24 protein-coding genes are annotated in these 17,636 nt (G+C 58.2%); 2 read left to right on the forward strand and 22 right to left on the reverse strand.

Annotation, left to right across the window (positions count from 1 at the left end):
* Nucleotides 1–76 precede the first annotated feature (76 nt).
* The 15 genes from QA640_RS36385 to QA640_RS36455 all read right to left on the reverse strand — a co-directional run bounded on the left by QA640_RS36385 (nucleotide 77) and on the right by QA640_RS36455 (nucleotide 9,514).
* The gene (locus QA640_RS36385) at nucleotides 77–415 is read right to left on the reverse strand and encodes a (2Fe-2S) ferredoxin domain-containing protein (protein ID WP_283037589.1); all 339 of its coding nucleotides are present in this window, start codon (nucleotides 413–415) and stop codon (nucleotides 77–79) included.
* A gap of 224 nt (nucleotides 416–639) precedes the next feature.
* A complete protein-coding gene (locus QA640_RS36390; protein ID WP_283037590.1) occupies nucleotides 640–873 on the reverse strand; it encodes a BolA/IbaG family iron-sulfur metabolism protein in 234 nt (77 codons plus the stop codon).
* Nucleotides 874–1,073: 200 nt separating this feature from the next.
* Nucleotides 1,074–2,210 carry a DegT/DnrJ/EryC1/StrS family aminotransferase gene (locus tag QA640_RS36395; RefSeq protein ID WP_283037591.1) on the reverse strand — a complete coding sequence of 379 codons (1,137 nt, stop codon included), beginning with the start codon at nucleotides 2,208–2,210 and terminating at the stop codon, nucleotides 1,074–1,076.
* 71 nt (nucleotides 2,211–2,281) lie between these two features.
* A complete protein-coding gene (locus QA640_RS36400; protein ID WP_283037592.1) occupies nucleotides 2,282–2,551 on the reverse strand; it encodes a hypothetical protein in 270 nt (89 codons plus the stop codon).
* Nucleotides 2,552–2,562: 11 nt separating this feature from the next.
* Nucleotides 2,563–2,916: a hypothetical protein gene (locus tag QA640_RS36405; protein WP_283037593.1), complete on the reverse strand. Its 354-nt coding sequence runs from the start codon at nucleotides 2,914–2,916 to the stop codon at nucleotides 2,563–2,565.
* Nucleotides 2,913–3,167, reverse strand: a complete 255-nt coding sequence (locus QA640_RS36410) for a nitrogen fixation protein NifZ (RefSeq protein ID WP_283037594.1) — start codon at nucleotides 3,165–3,167, stop codon at nucleotides 2,913–2,915. Before QA640_RS36410 ends, QA640_RS36405 begins: the two co-directional genes overlap by 4 nt.
* Nucleotides 3,164–3,484 carry a nitrogen fixation protein NifZ gene (locus QA640_RS36415; protein ID WP_283037595.1) on the reverse strand — a complete coding sequence of 107 codons (321 nt, stop codon included), beginning with the start codon at nucleotides 3,482–3,484 and terminating at the stop codon, nucleotides 3,164–3,166. Before QA640_RS36415 ends, QA640_RS36410 begins: the two co-directional genes overlap by 4 nt.
* A 119-nt stretch (nucleotides 3,485–3,603) precedes the next feature.
* Nucleotides 3,604–4,134, reverse strand: coding sequence for a hypothetical protein (locus QA640_RS36420; RefSeq protein ID WP_283042993.1), 531 nt, complete (start codon nucleotides 4,132–4,134; stop codon nucleotides 3,604–3,606).
* 336 nt (nucleotides 4,135–4,470) lie between these two features.
* On the reverse strand, nucleotides 4,471–4,695 hold the full coding sequence (locus tag QA640_RS36425) for a 4Fe-4S binding protein (protein WP_283037596.1): 225 nt from the start codon (nucleotides 4,693–4,695) through the stop codon (nucleotides 4,471–4,473).
* 14 nt (nucleotides 4,696–4,709) lie between these two features.
* Complete coding sequence (gene nifB, locus QA640_RS36430; protein WP_283042994.1) at nucleotides 4,710–6,254, reverse strand: nitrogenase cofactor biosynthesis protein NifB; 1,545 nt, start codon at nucleotides 6,252–6,254, stop codon at nucleotides 4,710–4,712.
* A 310-nt stretch (nucleotides 6,255–6,564) separates the two neighbouring features.
* Complete coding sequence (locus QA640_RS36435) at nucleotides 6,565–7,431, reverse strand: SIR2 family protein (protein WP_283037597.1); 867 nt, start codon at nucleotides 7,429–7,431, stop codon at nucleotides 6,565–6,567.
* Entirely contained in the window at nucleotides 7,428–7,652 is a 225-nt protein-coding gene (gene nifT / locus QA640_RS36440; RefSeq protein ID WP_057741121.1) for a putative nitrogen fixation protein NifT, read from the reverse strand. Before nifT ends, QA640_RS36435 begins: the two co-directional genes overlap by 4 nt.
* On the reverse strand, nucleotides 7,649–8,845 hold the full coding sequence (gene nifS / locus QA640_RS36445) for a cysteine desulfurase NifS (RefSeq protein WP_283037598.1): 1,197 nt from the start codon (nucleotides 8,843–8,845) through the stop codon (nucleotides 7,649–7,651). Before nifS ends, nifT begins: the two co-directional genes overlap by 4 nt.
* Entirely contained in the window at nucleotides 8,820–9,158 is a 339-nt protein-coding gene (locus QA640_RS36450; protein ID WP_283037599.1) for a NifU family protein, read from the reverse strand. Before QA640_RS36450 ends, nifS begins: the two co-directional genes overlap by 26 nt.
* A 35-nt stretch (nucleotides 9,159–9,193) precedes the next feature.
* A complete protein-coding gene (locus tag QA640_RS36455; RefSeq protein WP_283042995.1) occupies nucleotides 9,194–9,514 on the reverse strand; it encodes an iron-sulfur cluster assembly accessory protein in 321 nt (106 codons plus the stop codon).
* A 301-nt stretch (nucleotides 9,515–9,815) separates the two neighbouring features.
* Between QA640_RS36455 and QA640_RS36460 the strand changes: the two genes are divergently transcribed.
* Together QA640_RS36460 and QA640_RS36465 are read left to right on the forward strand one after the other, a co-directional pair.
* Entirely contained in the window at nucleotides 9,816–10,406 is a 591-nt protein-coding gene (locus QA640_RS36460; RefSeq protein ID WP_283037600.1) for a hypothetical protein, read from the forward strand.
* Between the two features lie 508 nt (nucleotides 10,407–10,914).
* Nucleotides 10,915–11,229: a hypothetical protein gene (locus tag QA640_RS36465; RefSeq protein WP_283037601.1), complete on the forward strand. Its 315-nt coding sequence runs from the start codon at nucleotides 10,915–10,917 to the stop codon at nucleotides 11,227–11,229.
* A 239-nt stretch (nucleotides 11,230–11,468) separates the two neighbouring features.
* Here the strand turns inward: QA640_RS36465 and fdxB are convergent, their stop codons facing one another.
* From fdxB to nifK, 7 genes are all read right to left on the reverse strand, one after another.
* A complete protein-coding gene (gene fdxB, locus QA640_RS36470; protein ID WP_057741134.1) occupies nucleotides 11,469–11,753 on the reverse strand; it encodes a ferredoxin III, nif-specific in 285 nt (94 codons plus the stop codon).
* Between the two features lies 1 nt (nucleotide 11,754).
* Complete coding sequence (locus QA640_RS36475; RefSeq protein WP_283037602.1) at nucleotides 11,755–11,964, reverse strand: CCE_0567 family metalloprotein; 210 nt, start codon at nucleotides 11,962–11,964, stop codon at nucleotides 11,755–11,757.
* Nucleotides 11,965–11,972: 8 nt separating this feature from the next.
* A complete protein-coding gene (locus QA640_RS36480; RefSeq protein WP_283037603.1) occupies nucleotides 11,973–12,443 on the reverse strand; it encodes a NifX-associated nitrogen fixation protein in 471 nt (156 codons plus the stop codon).
* An 11-nt stretch (nucleotides 12,444–12,454) separates the two neighbouring features.
* Nucleotides 12,455–12,850 (reverse strand): nitrogen fixation protein NifX, encoded by a 396-nt coding sequence (gene nifX, locus QA640_RS36485; protein WP_283037604.1) that lies wholly within the window; start codon nucleotides 12,848–12,850, stop codon nucleotides 12,455–12,457.
* Nucleotides 12,851–12,878: 28 nt separating this feature from the next.
* Nucleotides 12,879–14,255 (reverse strand): nitrogenase iron-molybdenum cofactor biosynthesis protein NifN, encoded by a 1,377-nt coding sequence (gene nifN / locus QA640_RS36490; RefSeq protein WP_283037605.1) that lies wholly within the window; start codon nucleotides 14,253–14,255, stop codon nucleotides 12,879–12,881.
* Between the two features lie 10 nt (nucleotides 14,256–14,265).
* Nucleotides 14,266–15,924: a nitrogenase iron-molybdenum cofactor biosynthesis protein NifE gene (gene nifE, locus QA640_RS36495; protein WP_283037606.1), complete on the reverse strand. Its 1,659-nt coding sequence runs from the start codon at nucleotides 15,922–15,924 to the stop codon at nucleotides 14,266–14,268.
* Nucleotides 15,925–16,028: 104 nt separating this feature from the next.
* Nucleotides 16,029–17,588, reverse strand: coding sequence for a nitrogenase molybdenum-iron protein subunit beta (nifK, locus tag QA640_RS36500; RefSeq protein WP_283037607.1), 1,560 nt, complete (start codon nucleotides 17,586–17,588; stop codon nucleotides 16,029–16,031).
* Between the last annotated feature and the right edge of the window lie 48 nt (nucleotides 17,589–17,636).

Here is a 17,636-nt window from a genome sequence, read left to right on the forward strand (position 1 = left end):
TGAAGTGCGATGAGAGGGTCCCTTTCTGCGCCAACACCGATGCAACGCAGCGACGTCTGACTTCATACACGCGGCGCTAACTCCGCGTCAGCACGATGACGAGGCGGTCGACACGGCGGCCATTTTTCAAATGGGAGTCAACAATCTCGTCAATGTCTTCCGGGCTACGCGGACGATACCAGACACCGTCAGGATAGACGACCATCAGGGGACCGGAGGCGCAGAACCCGAGACAGCCGGCTGCTGTGAGGCCGACATCGGTGAGGCCTCTCGCCTCGATCGCTTTGCCGAGCCGTTCCCACAGAGGTCCACCGCCTGCCGTCCCACAGCTGCCGTGCGGATGGTCCGGTGGGCGCTGAGTGTGGCAGGAAAAAACGTGATGCCGGTAGAGCTGCGGAAGTTCAAACTCGTTCATGTTGTTGTCCATGCTTCTATTACCTCAAATGCACTATCGTCGCAGTGGTGAGCTCACCCTCTTTGGACATATCGGGAGCAATCTCGCAGTCGCCGAGAGCTCCTGTTCTAACTAGAGCCGTACGACGATCGGCCGGTTCGAAACGTTGGATGTCACCTCCAGCACTGAGGCGCTGAATGCATTGTCCGGTTAGGTCACCCATTGAGTCTTTCCTTGCAGGCGGCTCATTTTGGGACGGTGGTTTTAAGCACAAGCGCCTGGAACGTGTTGGCTTTCTTGCCCTTTAGCGCCTCATAAATCATCTGGTGCTGCTGGATACGACTCTTTCCGGCAAAGATCTGTGACACGATTCGTGCGCCACAGTAACACCCGGTGCCTCCGAGCTCGGTCACGATTACATCGGCGTCGGGAAACGCCTCGCGGATCAAGGCCTCAATCTCCGATCCAGCCATCCCCATGGTCGCTCACTCCTGCTCTGGCACGGCTTCATGCAAGCTCCAAACCAACTGTAGCGACGGCCATCTGCCGAAAGAGTCCGCGACGGGATGCTACTCCGACATTCGCCCCTGACGATCGAGCCGACGGACTGTCGCAGAGACAACAAGAATTCGTATCGATTGGCGAGACAATTGCCGGACTTGATGCATTTATCGGCTGCTCAGTAGATCGCCGCTCCAGCGCCCACATTGATCGAGGCGTCTTTCATGGTCTCAACGATGAACTCGATCTGGCTGTCGGTGAGATGCGTATGAAACGGTAGTGCGACGGCGCGATCGGAGATCTTTTCGATCACCGGCAGATCGCCGCGGCGGTAGCCGAGATCGAAATAGTGCCGCTGCAGGTGCAGGGGACGGCTGTAGGCGGCAGCCTCGACTTGCCGGACGCGGAGATCCTCGACGACCGCATCGCGGCTGGAGCGCGTGAAACGCGTCCCGAGATGGACAACGTAGAGGAACCAGTAGACTTCAGTCGCGTCGGACTCGACATAGGGAGGTTTGATGCCCTCGAACGACTGCATATGCGTCGCATAAAGCTGCTCGATCAGCCGGCGCCGCTCCAAGATCTCGTCGATACGCCTTAGCTGCGCAAGTCCCAGCGCAGCGGAAAGATCGCTCATCCCGGCCTGATATGGTGCAACCGCACTGACGGAAACGGAAGAACGATCGCCCAGCCGATGCGAGCGGTGGCGACGTAGCGCCACCGCTCGCTCGATATCATCGGTAACCACTATGGCGCCTTCGCCGCAGGTCAGAAGCGAGGGCTGGGACAGATCAAACACGGCGACATCGCCGAAGGTGCCGACCAGTTGGCCCTTGTAGCGCGAGCCGATAGCCTCAGTGGAATCTTCCAGCAGCAGCAGATTGTGCCTACTGCCGATATCCTGCAGCTCCGACCAGGCTGCAGGATGGCCATTGATGTTGGCGGCGAGGATGGCGCGGGTCTTTGACGTGATGCGTTCCTCGACTTTCTGCGGCGCGAGCGTCCCGGACCAATAGTCAATGTCCGCAAACACCGGCCGTGCACCCGCGAGGCTGATTGCATGCGCAGTTTCGCGATATGAATGGGAGGAGGCAACCACTTCGTCGCCCGCGGCAATGCCACAAGCCTTCAGGCAAAGCAGAAGGCCAATGGTGCCGCTCGATACCGCGACGGCGTAGTTCCGCCCGAGATAGGCGGCAAATGCCGCCTCGAATTGTTCGGTGACCTCGCCGTTAGAGAGTCGCTGCGAGCACAACACGCGATCGACTGCTGCGATTTCGGCCCGGGTAATGTCGGGATCCGACAACGAAATCAATGAGCTATGTCCCGCTGCACCCGGCTCTTCGCCGGTCTCAGCAACACAGCCGTAGGGAAGGTGTGGACCGGTCACAGCTCGGCGGCCCGCTTGACCAACACAATGCCGGTCGCCCGGGCCGGATCGTCCGTGATCCGCGCACAATGATCGGCGCCGTCGAGCAAATGCAGGTCGAACGGCCCGATGCTGCGAAATGGTATTTCGGTGAGATCGGAGGGGTCGCATCGGATCCAGGCCAGATGCGGGTATCTCTTTCGCAACGCCGCATGAGCTTGAGATACATCATCGAATGACCCGAGCTCCTGCTCGATGTCCGCGATTTCGTCTGCTCCCAAAGCCATCCCTTGGCTCCTTATTGCCAGAACACGCGTTCCGGATCGGCGTTCAAGAGATCGGTCACCGCGGCCAAGCGCCGGTGGGTCGAGTGCAGCTTCCAGACGCACTTCTTATGATCCTTTCGGAACACCTGCCAGCAGGCGCTTGCGCTGTTGTGGTGCAGCAGGGCCACGTCAATGATCCCGCCTTCGATGTCGATGTTGCGCGAGCAGCATGGACTTTCGATCAGGTAGCCGCCGGCAACTGCGGTGATGCTCGCTTTGACATAACGGTAGCGTTCTCTCGATTTTAGCGCGCGCTCGATTCGCATACGGTCGACGTCGTTAGGGTGCGCGGGTCGTCCCGGATTTCTGGCTAAGCCCGCGATCATTTGTCCACTCCCGAAATTAAGCCAATTTCTCTTTCGAGGCAGCCGACGACCAATTTTTCACCAAACTCGACCAGATAGATCGGCAGGTTCGCGTCTGTGTGTCTGCCAACCTGGACAATCTTGCCGATGTCACCGAGCCTGACCAGGCGTCGTTCCGCTGGAGCATCGGGGAAGGATCCGTCATTGACCAGGTCGAACATCGCCTTCACGCGCTGGCCCGGCTGAAATTTTGGCGGCTTGGCTTTGATCATCGTGATTTAGCTCCCGGCAAGAGCAGGTCTTCGACCGTGTCGCGAGGCACGATCGGATCGAGTTCCTTGCGCTTCATGCCGACCCTGTTGCCGCTTTCGATGAATTGGACGCCGTAGATGTAGAACCGCTGCAGGAAAGTTCCGATCGACACGACGTAGCCGACCTCGCCCTTCTTGGCCAGGATGTCGCCGATCTCTTTGCCGGCATAGGTGCCGTCATTGCGAATGGTGCGATTGGCCCGCACCTTCTCGCCAAAGTCGAAGACGGGTCCTGCCATCAGCTCGACGACGTCATCATCAGGAACACTGGTGCGCATGCCGGGGTCCTCGTTCTGGTTCGAAGGCAAGTCGCGAACGCGCGACCTCGCGCGCTAGCCTGTATGGGTCGTCGACAAGGTTCATAAGGTCCAGTCCGTTTTGCGCCGCGCCGATGTTGTCAGTCATCGTCTTGACCCATGTGTTCAAGCACACGTAGGAGAACCTTGGCACCGATCTTATCAGTGGGATCGAGCTCCAGTAGCTTTTGGATGGCTATCCGCCCTTCCTCGGTTCGACCGAGCCGCATTTGCAAATAGGCATATCCCTTCAGCGAGAATAGAAAGAAGCGCGGCAGAGTGTTTTCATAACAGCCGAATGCCGCGTCACCGGCACGGACAAGGCGCCAGTCCGACGAAAGATTGTTCACCTCGGCCGCCTTGATTATGCATCGCTGAGCGACCTCCAGCGCCTCGGCGAGACGCGCCTTGTAGAAATAGAAGCGAAAGAGGCCGATCAGCACTGCGGCGTGCTCTGGTGCGAGTGCCTCCGCCTGGCGCAAGTGGCCTTCGGCGACCTCATCGAGATGATAGAAGAGGCTCGCCTCCCATAGGTGATGCTCGGCCTCGCTCGGCAGTCCGTGTCCGAGCAAAGTGCTGCTGAGGAGCGCCTCGTTGATCTCCGATTGCGGGCTGAACAGAGCTTCTGGCATCGTTGGCAGCCCCTTACAATCAATAGTGGCGGTTGGAGACTTGCTTGTGATCCTGCAATACGAACCCGGTTCGCTTCGGCCCATCTGGCAAGTCAATCGTCGCACTGTCGCACAGCTGCGAGCTCTCCCGGAGCGGCTCGACGCGATCGTTCTCGACCTTGGCATCAAGGCCCCACGGCTCTTCTATCAGGCTCACTCCACAGGCAAGTCCTGAACATCCGCCCGGGCTAATCGCCAGGCAAAGGTCGCAGCCGGAGCGTCTGTCAGACCGGAGCATCAAGCGGGCAATTCGTCGCACCGCTCCTATATTCCTAACGTTCATGTCCTGTCCTCCGCTCAAGCGGGCTCCTGGTAGCGCGCAAGCGAGGTGTCGATGACACAGGTGTTGTCGACTGGGCAGACCGCCACGCATTGCGGCTCGTCAAAATGGCCGATGCATTCGGTACATTTCTTGGGATCAATCACAAACGTTCCGCCCTTCTCCGCGATCGCGACGTTGGGGCATTCTGGCTCGCAGGCCGAACAGCCTGTGCACTGAGAGGCGATGATCTTGAACGGCATTGGTTTTTCTCATCTCACGCCGCGGAAGTCAGGGCCCGCGGGCGGATCGCAGCATCACCACGTTCTTCATGTTGGATCGTGCCGCTGTTGACCCTGTCGAGATAGGCCTCGAACCAGGCGATCGTTGCCTTATCGATTGGCTCATGAGCGTACTGATCGACCGGCTCGACGCCGGCTTTGATCAACTCGGCCCTGGGGCGGCCGCCAATCTTGGCGATGAACACCGCATGGCAATCGCTAATAGCCCCGATGATGGTCGCAAGGCATCCTTCCTCCGCATAGCCTCCCTGGCAGTACAGATCGATGCGTCGATGGCCAACGAATTTGGCACCGCCGCTGGAGAGCTCATAGACCTGGAACTCCTTGGCATGCCCAAAGTGTTCGTTGATCAGGCCGGCTCCCTTGGTCGCGACCGCCACCAGCAGCTTAAGGTCGCTACCGTTATCTGCGCGTTTCGTAAGGTCGGCGCGCTCCGCAGCGGTCTTGGCGGCGCGCTCTTCCTCGATTTTGGCCTGGTAGCCCTTGCGGCTCTCAACATCGTATTTGACATTCATCTCCATGATTTCTTCGGTGGTGAACTCCGCGCGACGGTCTTCGCCGAGGAGGCCGACCGCATCGGCCCGGCACTGACGGCAGTGGCGCATCATGCGCATCTCACCCTCGCAGCCATCCTGCAATGCCTTCAATTCCCGCGCGGTCGGGCCGCGCTGGCCATTCAAACCGAACACGGTGCCGTGTTCGGGTGAGGAAATCAAAGGCATGATATTGTGCAGGAAAGCACCGCGCGATTTCACAGCTTTGTTGACCTCAAGGAGGTGCCGATCGTTTATCCCGGGGATCATGACGGAGTTGACCTTGCAGAGGACCCCGCGCGCAGCGAGCATTTCCAACCCCTGGAGCTGGCGATCGGTGAGGATCTTTGCAGCTTGGATGCCGGTATAGCGTTTGTGCTTGTAGAAGATCCAGGGATAGATCTTTGCGCCGATCACGGGGTCGATCATATTGATCGTGATCGTGACGTGGTCGACATTGAATTTTGTGATGGTGTCGATATGATCGGGTAATGCCAGACCGTTCGTTGACAGGCACAGCTTGAGATCGGGCGCGGCCCCTCGGACGAGCTCGAACGTCTTGAAGGTCTTTTCGGGGTTGGCGAGGGGATCGCCAGGACCGGCGATGCCGAGCACGGTCATTTGCGGAATCGTGGAAGCGACCGCCACGACCTTCTTAGCGGCCTGTTCTGGCGTCAGCCTCTCGCTGACCACGCCGGGACGCGATTCATTAGCACAGTCATATTTTCGGTTGCAGTAGTTGCACTTGATATTGCAGGCCGGAGCGACCGCGACATGCATGCGCGCATAGTGATGATGCGCCTCCTCACTGTAACAGGGGTGGTTTTTCACCTTCTCCCATGTCTCGGCTGGCAGATCGTTGCGGCTCGCCTGCGAGCCGCAGCCAGCCCTGCCGCTGCCGCAGCCCTTTTTCTCGGCAATCATCTTCGTGATTTCGCCGATCTCAATAGCGCTGCTCGATGCTTCCTGTTGCGTTGGAGCATCCATCGGCCCAGTTCTCCCTTCAGACCTGACAAGCTTCGTGTCTCCGGGTCTAAGCAACCGGCGTGCCATGGCCGCGGCACGCGAGTTTTATTGGTCGCGTTCAATGAGTTACAAAACGCACGGATGTTGTGTTGCCGAGGTATGTTGGAAAGACGACATGCCTTGTTGCTAAGACTGCACGCAGCGGCGCGTGAGCAGAGATGTTGATCTGTCACCCTCGTCCCTCTGATTTGCTGGAAGGATCGCTCATTAGGTGGCGGCGATGCGGGGAGGAAAGTTCCCTTTCCGACTGCCGCAAAATCGACTGCGTCCGCTAACTGGTCTGGAGGATCTCGACGGTATGGGCGAGCGGAATTGCGAGCGGCCTCACGCCCTGCTCGAGCAGAAAGCGGCGCTCGTTCTTGGAGAGCGTGTCGGGCTCGATCACCGCGTAGTGTACATCGCAAGAGCGCTTTAACACCTGTCGCGCATAGGTACGCAGAAGCTGATCGTTAAAGCGGCAACCAAGAAATAGGAAGCTGCGGCCGGTGCGGCGATCCCTGACCTCGTCCGGAATCGGCGTCTGTATGTCGATTTCGGTTAGCACCTCAACATAGTCGGCATCGGAGACAAGGAAATTCTTGGCCGGGGCGACGCCGCCGTGTGGCTTGTAAAGGATCGTTTTCCACCCTCTTGCCGAAGAGCAGTCGACTTCAGTGCCTGCTGCATCATAGTAGCGGTACCAACGCTGCTCACCAAGACCGGCGCGAGTGATGCCCTGGACCTCGCCCCAATTGCTGCGTCCAGTCAGGGCGTTTCTCATCGCGCCATCGTACCAGCTATCGACGATCAGCGGCAGCGGCAGCCTTGCGAGATGCCGCTGTAGCTGCGCCGGTTCGACCTGCGCGCTAAAGGCGTCCGCCATCATCGCTGTCAGGGTGGTGCGGTGCCTCGTGGTCTCAATGTGCTGTGCACAGGCCCAGGCGTTCCCTCTCGTGCGTCTTGGCAACGCCAGCCTGCTGCCGAAGAATGCCGCTAGATCCTCGAAACTTATCGGTACACTCGCGTTCGACAACTCCGCTAGGCCGGGTCCAAGATAGGGAACAACTTTGCCGTGACGAAGCTCCTCGGCAACCTTGCGGAGCATGGCTTCGGCCGCCGGCCGATTAACGAACTCGATTGGTGGATTGAGCGCGTTCATGCCTCTTCGCGGTCGCCGCCACGCTTCCTTGCGTTGACTGTAATGGGCAAGGTTGTGTCGCTCGTCATCGGCGGGAGATCGAGCACCCAGCCATTGGCGATTCTGATCCAGCCGCCCCACAGCGTCTCGTGCTCAGATTCAACAATCGGCTCTTCAAGATCCTTCTTGGGCACGTAAATCGAAAGACCGGCTTCAGGTGAACGACGAATAATGACCTTCATTGGATAGACTCATTGAATCGAGAGATAGACCTTGCACGCTCCGGCACCTCAGGTGATGCCCCTCTCAGCTTCGCAATGATCTTCCGGAGCATAACAAGGACACGATCGATCTCTTCGCTCGTGGTCTCACGAGACAATGAGAAGCGGATCGCGCCGCGCAACAGGATCGACGGTACGTTCATTGCGCGCAGCACATGCGACGGCTCCATAGAGCCGGACCCACAGGCTGATCCTAAGGACACTGCAACGCCGGCGCGATTCAAATGATGAGTGATTGCTTCACCTTCCAGATGTTCAAAGGCGATATTTGATGTGTTCGGAAGGCGGTTCTCTTGGTCGCCGAGCACCACGCAATTGCCGAGTTCCAGGACGCCCTGCTCCAACCGATTGCGCAGCGCGGCTATTTTCATCCGCTCACGTCCGAGCTCCACAGCAACGAGCTCGGAAGCCTTACCGAGCCCGATGATGCCGGGCACATTCTCGGTGCCGGAGCGCCGGCGGCGCTCCTGGGGGCCGCCGAAGATCAGCCGCCTAAACTTGGTGTCTTTGCGCACATAGAGGGCGCCAATGCCTTTTGGACCATGCAGCTTGTGGCCGGAAAGTGACAGCATGTCGATCTCTGTCGTCTTCACGTCGATGGGGATTCGCCCCACGGCCTGCACCGCATCAGTGTGGAAAAGTGCGCCGACGGAGCGCGCCATCTTGGCGAGGACCTCGACCGGAAAGATTGTGCCGGTCTCATTGTTGGCCCACATGACGGAGGCAACCGCGGTACGCGGGGACAACGCGCGGCGATAGGCGTCAATGTCGAGTCGGCCGGCACAATCGACAGGAATCAGATGACACTTGTTGCCACGACGGCCGAGCTCGTCTGTAAGCGACAGCACGGCTGGATGTTCCACAGCTGTGGTGACAATCTCGTCCCGTTGCTCCTGCACGGCGAGCGCCGAGAGGATCGCGGTATTGTCAGATTCGGTACCGCCTGAGGTAAAAACGACCTCGTGATCAAAGGCGGAACCGATCAGCGCCTGCACACTCCTGCGGGCCTCTCTTATGCTTTCTGCGACCTGCCTGCCCACCGCATGTGCGGAGGAGGCATTGCCGAACTGCTCGGAGAAAAATGGCAGCATCGCCGCGACGACGGACGGATCCGTGCGTGTGGTCGCGTTATTGTCCAGATAGATCGGCCGCACGGTGGGTCTTCCTTAGTATCCCGTGTCCGGTTCTGGGAGATTTCGTGACCGGGATCAGGCGGACAAATTCGCCTAGCCGCTCGATCAACCGCTCCTGGATACCTTCCAGGGTCACACTTGCGAGCTTGCAGAAGAGGCAGGCGCCTGTGAGCTTAACCATGATCTTGTTGCCATCGATGCCGATAAGCTCGCAATCTCCGCCGTCACGCTTCAGATTGGGCCGGATTTCGTCGAGCACGGCGCGGACGATCTGCTCCCGTCCGGAAGACTCTTTGGCGGCCGATTGTCTTGATTGTTGAGTCTCGACGAGCATTGTCCGTTCTCTGTCATCTTCTTCGCAAGTCGACCTTAGCTAAATGACTTGCCACATGAGCAGCTCGATTTTGCGTTGGGATTGTCAAAGGTGAAGCCGGAGCCCTCCAGCGCCACCACGAAATCGATCGTGGTTCCGGCGAGATGCTCGTGACTGTTGTAGTCGATAAACAGTTTGATGCCCCCTTTCTCGATCACGGTATCGTCGGGTTTCGGCGCCTGGGCAAGTCCCATGGTGTACTTGAACCCGGCGCAGCCGCCACCTTCGACCATTATCCGCAAGCCGCTCGCAGGCGGCGCGGCCGTAGAGATCGCGTTCTTCACCGCATTTTCCGCGCTCTCTGTCAGATTAATCATCGCTTTCCCTCTGCGCCAACTTGGCGATAATGTTGGCAAGTCCCATGCCAACAATCGCACTCCTGACAGCGCTTGGCTTTTGCCGATCTGGCCTGTTCGCGTTGCGAGGCGTGTCGGGCTTGCGACACAAGGGTTTGCTGCTTGGGAAGAGATTGTCGCGATCTCTGCGCTGCCGGATACGCTTGTCTACTTAAGCACAGACGAACGATTGCCGTTGACTTTGCTGCAGGCGTTTGAAGCCGGCAAACAATTTGCATAGGGAGCAACATCTGCACTGGCCGCATCGAATGAGGAGAATTTCATGACGTCCATCGAAAACACCGTGCTTGGCCGGCTGGACAAGGAGGGCCGCTTGCTAAATGCGGTGCTTAAGGGTGAGACCACGAGGCCTGGCCGTTTCGGCTTCCGCGGCGATATCGCACTAAAATTCCAGGCTCAGGTTGCCGACGAGAAGCGTCCGCCCGACTATTCGGTCGAGCAGGTATTGACTGTCGCAAACGAGGGAGAAACAGCGATCCCGGTCCTGGCCGGCTACCTGCATTCTTTTGCCTATCTTGCCGATGTCGCAAAAGTGCTGGACGGCGCATTGAGCCAGAACGGTAGCTACTTCATGTTCTGCAACAACATCGATCTATCGGCGAAATACCGTACGAAGATCGGTGACATCACATTCCGCGTACTGCCTTGTGACGAATCAACAGTATGGAAGGAGATGATGGATCTCGCTGGAGTCGACAAGAACGACATCAAGAAGCTAAATACTGCCGGCAAGCTTGACTATCTGCTCGATGCTGCCAAGAACGTCGACGCACTTTACGATGAACTCTCCTACGACGAAGGTCTCGCCAAGATGAAGCCTGTGAAGAACCGCAACGAGAACCGTCCTGTCTAACGTATCGTGTCAGATTTCTCCACTGCTCTCGTGGTGCCAATCGAGCGGGGGTGACAGTGGAGTTTTCCGCTGGGCTAGAACAGCACATCGACATTGTGAAACCTCCTTGCACGCAAGGTGCCCTGGTGCAAATTGCCGTTTTTCAATTCGTCACTCAAGACGGCTGGCTGGAGCGGCCCGATCACGACAATGCCCGTCCGCGTCCAGACTCCGCGATGTCGATATTTTTGTCGCGTCAAGGAAGGGAGTGCGAAGATGGGTGAAGCGCCGGTACACGTTCTGCTGGCCGCGACTAGATTCAAGTTGCTGGCCTTAAGCAAGCCGTCCGACTTTGTCCTGTGGTCCCAGGCAGATTTCAAAAACGGATCTTCACCGCAGGCACCTCACGCCTTGGCGCGGATTATCGCGCGGTCAGACGGGACGACTACCCACCCAAGACTTCGACCGTGACGCGACTATCGGGATCATGGTCGCTATAACTGATCTTCTGCGTGGGAAACTGAATGAAATGGCAACTCTGATCAAGACCACTCAGGATGGCCGCAAGCTTGAGGTCGTCGGGCTCGCAATCATGCTTGGGGGCAGACTCGAGACTGACGAGCTCATTGAAGTCAAGAATCATCCATATCGCCGAGCGATTCTGGCCGCAGTGCCCGAGGCCACCCACATGGCTGGCCGCGTCCCGCTGACGCGCGAGGAAGCGAAGCTCGTTGTCGCGGCTTTACATAAGGCCGAGGCCGATATGCTCGGCAGTCCTGCCGCTATCCACGAGCGGTTTCGCATTGCTGCGATGAGGAAGGCACATGAACAAGGGATCGAGTAGCAAGAGTTGATCTGCCTTTTGGAATCTGACATCAATTACGCCAAGCGTCGAGTACTGAATCGCAGCGGACCAGCCCCGCGATGGCGCAGAATCGTCCGCCTCCTCCTTGAATTTGGTGCAAGCCGAGCCGCCGGCAAAGGTGGAGCAATGTCGCTCGTACTCTCAAAGAAGCTTCCAGGCGTTCACAGGCTTGGGCCACCCCAGAAGACCCCTAAGAACGCCTCAAGCGATGATTGGATTCAACTGGCTGGAGCGTGGGTCTGGCAGTTGGCCGGGCACACCCGTGCGCAGGCACCGCAGCCGATGCACGCTCCGTCATCATTGAGCACCATGACCTTCTTCTCGACCTCGTCATCATCGTCTTCGAGATCGACCATTTCGCCGGCCTCGTTAATGCCCTTCAGCATCATGACCTGGCGCCCACACACCTTGTAGCAGCGGCCGCAGCCGATGCATTTCTTGGGATCGATAGAAGTCAGATACTCGGGCTTCCAACTACGGCCGTCGCGGGTTGCAAATGACATGTCAAGTCCCGTATACTTTTTCTTGCGCCTTGAGATCCTCGCGCTTGCGCTCTAGCTCGTCGAAGGCGTCGTGGACCTGTTGGGCAACGCTAAGGATCGAGGTCCAGTTGGCCGGCAGTCCCTCGGCTAGATCGTGGAGATCCATCTTTGCTTGAGTAGCCTTGACCGAGAGCTTCTTGATGTCGGCTTTCAGTGCTTCAAGATTGCTCATTTATCACCTCAGTAGTTCGCAACGTCCGGGAACCTGCGGATCATTTCGATTCCCTTGCTGACATATTTGTCACCTTCCGTAACCAGCTTTGCGAGATTGTCAAAACCGAAACGATGCACGTCGCGCAGTTGCTTGTTTACAACAATGAGCCGACCGCCAATGAGCACGATGCGGCCAAAGCCTTCATGATGCATTTTCAGCATCGGCGAGATCATCACCCCGGTGGCCCTCTCGATGGACACCGCAACGGCGTTGAAGAACAATTCCAATCGCCAGATCGTGTCCGGATCGGGATCGCCGACGATCGGCAACGCGCGGCGCTTCTCCCTGTCGAGAATATAGGGCTCCAGCAGTTCGAGATCGCTTTTTCCATCCCACGCGCCGTGGCCGTCCTCGGCGCGCCAGATCTTGACAAGCTCCTTCACGAAGGGCGCCTCCCCCGCGGGGCTGGCTTGAATCAATTCAAGCGTCTCGTTCATAGTCCTGTCCCTCAGTCCTCGAAATCGAACGAGCGTTTGTGGCCTTTGGCAAGAACCTTGCGCAACCAGGGTGGCGGCGAGCCCTTTAACACACCTTCGAGCTTGATGCAGAGATCGTCGATTGTTTCGGGCTGGCTCACTTTCATCGGATGGATGTTATTTGCCACGACACGCGCTGCACCGGAGCCGCCGATCGCAGCAACGTACAGGATCGCGCAGTCTTTGATGGCATCGATCTTCGGTGCCAGCTTGTCCTCATTGCCGTCCTCTTTAAGATCGCCGTCGAACTGGATGGCCTCGATCAAGTGGTGCCCCTCGGGCCTAACCTCATAGATGGCGATGTTTTTGGCCCAACCAAAATGTGCATCGACGCGCTTCAAATCCTGGGTGGCGAATGCGACTTTCATCGGCTCTGATTCCTATTCTCGCATCAGTTCAGCTGCGGCGGAACGACACGCAGACCGGCGCCGGTGATCTGCAAGTTGCCGGTATCGGCTGGTGGTTGTCCTCGCGGTCAGCAATGATGAGGTTGGCGAGGTCAAAGATCAGCTCGCGCGTGCCGCGATAGCTGACGCTGATCTGGTGAGCTGCACCGAGTCGGTCGAACATCGGAAAGCCGGCCCGGTAGAACGGAATATCTAACCGTGCTGCCGCTTGGCGGCCGTGCGAGTGGCAGATAAGGAGATTGCAGTCCCGCGCCTTGGCAAGCTCCTCCAGATCTTCGAGGTCACCAATAACAACCTCTTGGGCCTTGACGCGTTCGAGCACCGGAGATGCCGTTGTCGTCACTGCAGCGGTCACCTCAGCGCCCATCTCGTGCAGCATGCTGGAGATGTCGAACAAGAGGTCCGGCTCGGCACCGATCGCGAGCTTTCGACCTCCGATATGGAAATGCGCATCCAGCATGGCGTCCGCGAGTTGGCCACGCTGCCGGCGATATTTTGCCGGCACCGGCTTGCCGCTAATCTCGCTCAGAAACGTCATGAATTCATCGCTGGGGACGAGGCCACAGAGCCGCTCGAATAGCCGGAACGGCGTGCCAGTCTTCGCCTGCATCGCCTCGGCCGCGCGCCTCATCTGCGCTCCGATGGCGATCGTCCAGACCGCCTGCCCCATGGTCGCGATCTCGTCGACCCCAATCCCACCGATCGTAGTCGGCGTGAATTCGTCGGGGATGTGACCGTCGAGCGACCCCGAGATATCCGGCAGGATCGAGGGCCTCAGCCCAAAGTCCTCAAGGATCGTCCGAAGCTCGCCAAGATCGCCAGGGGTGAGGTGGCAACCAGGCAGGACGTTCACGCGCGAGCAATCGCGCGGCGCAGCCGGATCGACCGGGTCGACAAGCACCTCAACCAGTCGCGCAACGGTCTTTTCCCAGCCATCCTGAAACGCCTCCTTGAAATCCGGCGTCGAAACGTAGACGAGCGGAAACTTTTCGAGGTGCGGATGATTTTGCCGAATAAGGCGGATGAACGCCTCGACGTCGTCCCCCTTGGTCTCGGTGACGCCGGTCGAATTGATGCCGATAATTTCAGGCTTGACGCGTTTGTAGATATTGAGGACAGCCTGCTCGACATTCTCATAGCCACCGAGCACGGTCGAAACCTCGCTCATTGCAGTGGTCTGCATTGGCACCGCCTCCTTGAAATGGCGGACAAAGAGGGTCAAGCCGAAAGACGTGCAACCTTGCGAACCGTGTAAGAGTGGCATCGCACCGCGAAGTCCCAAGAAGGCGAAGGCGCCGCCGATCGGTTGGCTCATCTTCAGCGGGTTGATCGTGCAGGCCTTGTCGGAACAGGTAACGATCGCCATAGCTTGCACCCTACTCCGCCGCCTGCAGCGCGGACATCGGCTGGGCCGGCAGGTTGTTTTCGCTCGCTTGCTTGCCGGCGGCGGAAGTGTGGGTATCCAGAGCCATGGCACCGAAAACGCTCGAGCCGTGCGCGGGAATGCGATCCTCGATGAGGCTGAGCTCGACGGTCTTGGACGAGCGGGTTCTCTTGGCGGGCGGGGCCCTCTCCGCACCGAGCAAGGTCGGCTCGCCCCCGGCGGCCGACACATCCACTTGCGCAAGCGCCTTTGCTTGCCAGTTGATCTCCGCGTCATCCCACGGCGCGGGCCTACGGAGCTGATCCCATATCGGATTGTAGAGCGCCTTATCGATCTCTTCCATCAGGTTCACGATGCCGACATAGCCCATATAAGCGTGGCAGCGCTCCTGATTGATGTCGAGCCATGGCGTCGCCGCCTTCAGGGCGACGAACTGCGACTTTCCGCCCGAGAGCATGATATCTGCTTTCGCCTCCTTGAGCATCTTGTACATTTCGCGCGGCGTAAGATCCTCGATCATGTGGGCATCATGGCCCATCAATTTTTGAATGCGCTCCTTGTCTTCGCTGGTCGACTTCTTGACCGATGTACCAACGATCTCGAGCCCCGCTTCCTGCAGGGCCGCGACCACCGACCATGACTTCACGCCGCCAGTGATGAGCAGAACCTTCTTGCCCGCAAAGCGCGGCTTGAAGCGCGCGATCGCAGCCCAGGCCTTTGCTTCCTCGCGTGCGACTGCAGCCTCGGTGCGCTCCATCAACTGGGGCGAAGCGCCGCGCTCGATCAGCATGCGCGCGATCTTTCGCAAGGCGTCGCTGGCGTCCTGGATGCCGTAGAATGATCCCTCGAAGAATGGAATGCCGTAACGCTCCCTCATCTTGCTCGCGACATTGATCATGGCTTTGGAGCACACCATCATGGCGGCGCGTGCCCGATGTGAGCAGGCAACCTCGCGATATTTGCCATCGCCGGAGATGCAGGACAGGATACGAATGCCGATTTCGTCGAGCAGTGGCTTGATCTGCCAGAGCTCGCCGGACAAATTGAATTCGCCGATGAGATTGATATCGTAGGGCGTTGTGCAATCTGGCTCCTGCGTGCCAATCACGTATTCAAGCAGCGCTTCACCCGCAAGCTTGCTGCCCAGGTTCTTCGAACCGACAAATCCCGGCGAATTGACGGGAATGACGGGTTTCCCGAACTTGGCCGATGCGATCTTGCAGACAGCATTGATATCGTCGCCGATCATGGCCGGCACGCAGGTCTGGTAGACGAAGATCGCAGGGGGATCATACTTTGCGATAATTTCCTTTATGGCTTTGTACAGCCGCTTCTCGCCACCGAACACGACATCGATCTCATGCATGTCGGTCGTAAAGCTCCTGCGCCAGAGATCGGACCCTGAGGAAGCGGAGCCGCGATTGTCCCAGGAATTGCCTTCGCACGCGATGGGGCCGTGAACGAGATGAGCGACGTCGGTAAAAGGCTGTAGCGCAATCTTGGCGCCATCAAAGGCACAACCTCCGGCGGCCCCGCCGGGCTGCAGCTGCTTGGTGCAGCCTTTCTTGCGCGCAGCCTCCGACTTGTTCGCGTTCTTGGCGCAGTTCGGCTCATTGAAGACATTCTGGATCGTGGCCGAGAGCGAAGTCACGGCTATCTCCTTCCGCGGATGGTTTGTGATCCTGGCAACGGTCGAGGTGTAGATCCCCACCTCACGGCCGCGACACGCGGCGATGAGGCGGAGACACGCTCACATCAGCGGATGATGTCGAAGCTGTAGTCTGTTTTACCGACTACGTTGGTGTTCTTGTCCATCTCTTCAAATATCCTGTCGAGTATCTTCACCAGCACATTCATGCCGCCCTGGTAGCCCCACACCGGATAACGGTGATGATGGTGACGATCGAACACGGGAAAGCCGATGCGGATTAGGGGCGTACCGGTGTCGCGCTCCAGATACTTGCCGTAGGTGTTGCCGATCAGAAAATCGACCGGCTCGGTGAACAGCAGCGAACGCATGTGCCAAAGGTCCCTGCCTGGATAGGCATGACAGTCCTTGCCGAACTGCGAACTGGCAAATAGCGCCTGCATCTTCTCTTCCCAGGCCTTAGTCCCGTTGGTCGATAGGACGTGAGTGGGTTCGGCACCGAGCTCGAGCAGGAAGCCTGCTAAACCATAGCAAAGGTCGGGATCGCCATAAATTGCGAACTTCTTACCGTGAATATGTGCGCTGGAATCCGCCATGGCATCGACCAGACGACCGCGCTCCTGTTCCAGGCCCTTCGGAATTGCTTTTCCGGTAATGCGCGACAATGTCATCAGGAAGTCGTCGGTCGCGCTGACGCCGACCGGATGGTTGAACGCAACGACTTGCTGACCATGGCTCTCGATGAAGGGCAGCGTTTTCTCCGTACAATATTGCTGCATGGAGACGGTTGCCTTGGCATGGATGGCATTTGCGGCGTCCTTCAGCGTAGTCCCGCCGTCATACATGCGAAACTCACCGTCAGTCGGCGTGTCGAACACGTCGCTGTTATCGGCGAGGATTGTGTACTCGATGCCCATCAACTCAAAAATGCGCTTTATCTCGCGGATATTGCCCACAGTGTAGCCGTCGAAGCCGCCGATGAAGTTGATCTTCTCGTTCGGCTGGCGCTCGAGCTTTGGCTCAGAACCAGCCTTGCCGTCCCAGAAATGCTCGATGATACCTTTCAGGGCGTTGTCATAACCGGTGACATGACTACCGACAAAAGCGGGCGTATGAGCAAAGGGGACGTCGAACTCGGACGGAACTGAGCCCTTTTCTTTCGACGTCTTGATGAAGGCGTTGAGATCGTCGCCGATCACTTCCGCCATGCAGGTGGTCGAGACAGCGATCATCTTCGGCTTGTACATGTTGTAGCTGTTGGCCAGCCCGTCGATCATGTTATTGAGACCGCCGAATACAGCTGCATCTTCGGTCATCGACGAGGAAACACAGGACGTTGGTTCCTTGAAGTGCCGCGACAAGTGGCTTCGATAGTAGGCGACGCAGCCCTGAGAGCCATGCACGAAAGGTAACGTGCTCTCGAATCCGACCGAGGCAAACACGGCACCCAACGGCTGGCAAGCCTTGGCCGGATTAATGGTCAGTTCCTCGCGTGCGAAGTTCTTTTCGCGATATTCGGGAGTTTTGGCCCATTCGCGGATACGTTCGACCTCCGCCGGATCATGCGCATTCTCGAAGAGCGCTCTTTTGTTCGCCAGCATTTGCTGGTATTCGGGCCCTCGGAACAGCTCGAAATGATCGAGCACGTTTTCGGCATTCTGTGTCATCGTGGCGTCCTTGTTGGATTCGTGTTCGATCGTCCTGAACTGGCGTGC

Source organism: Bradyrhizobium sp. CB82 (genome assembly GCF_029714405.1).
Lineage (GTDB): Bacteria > Pseudomonadota > Alphaproteobacteria > Rhizobiales > Xanthobacteraceae > Bradyrhizobium.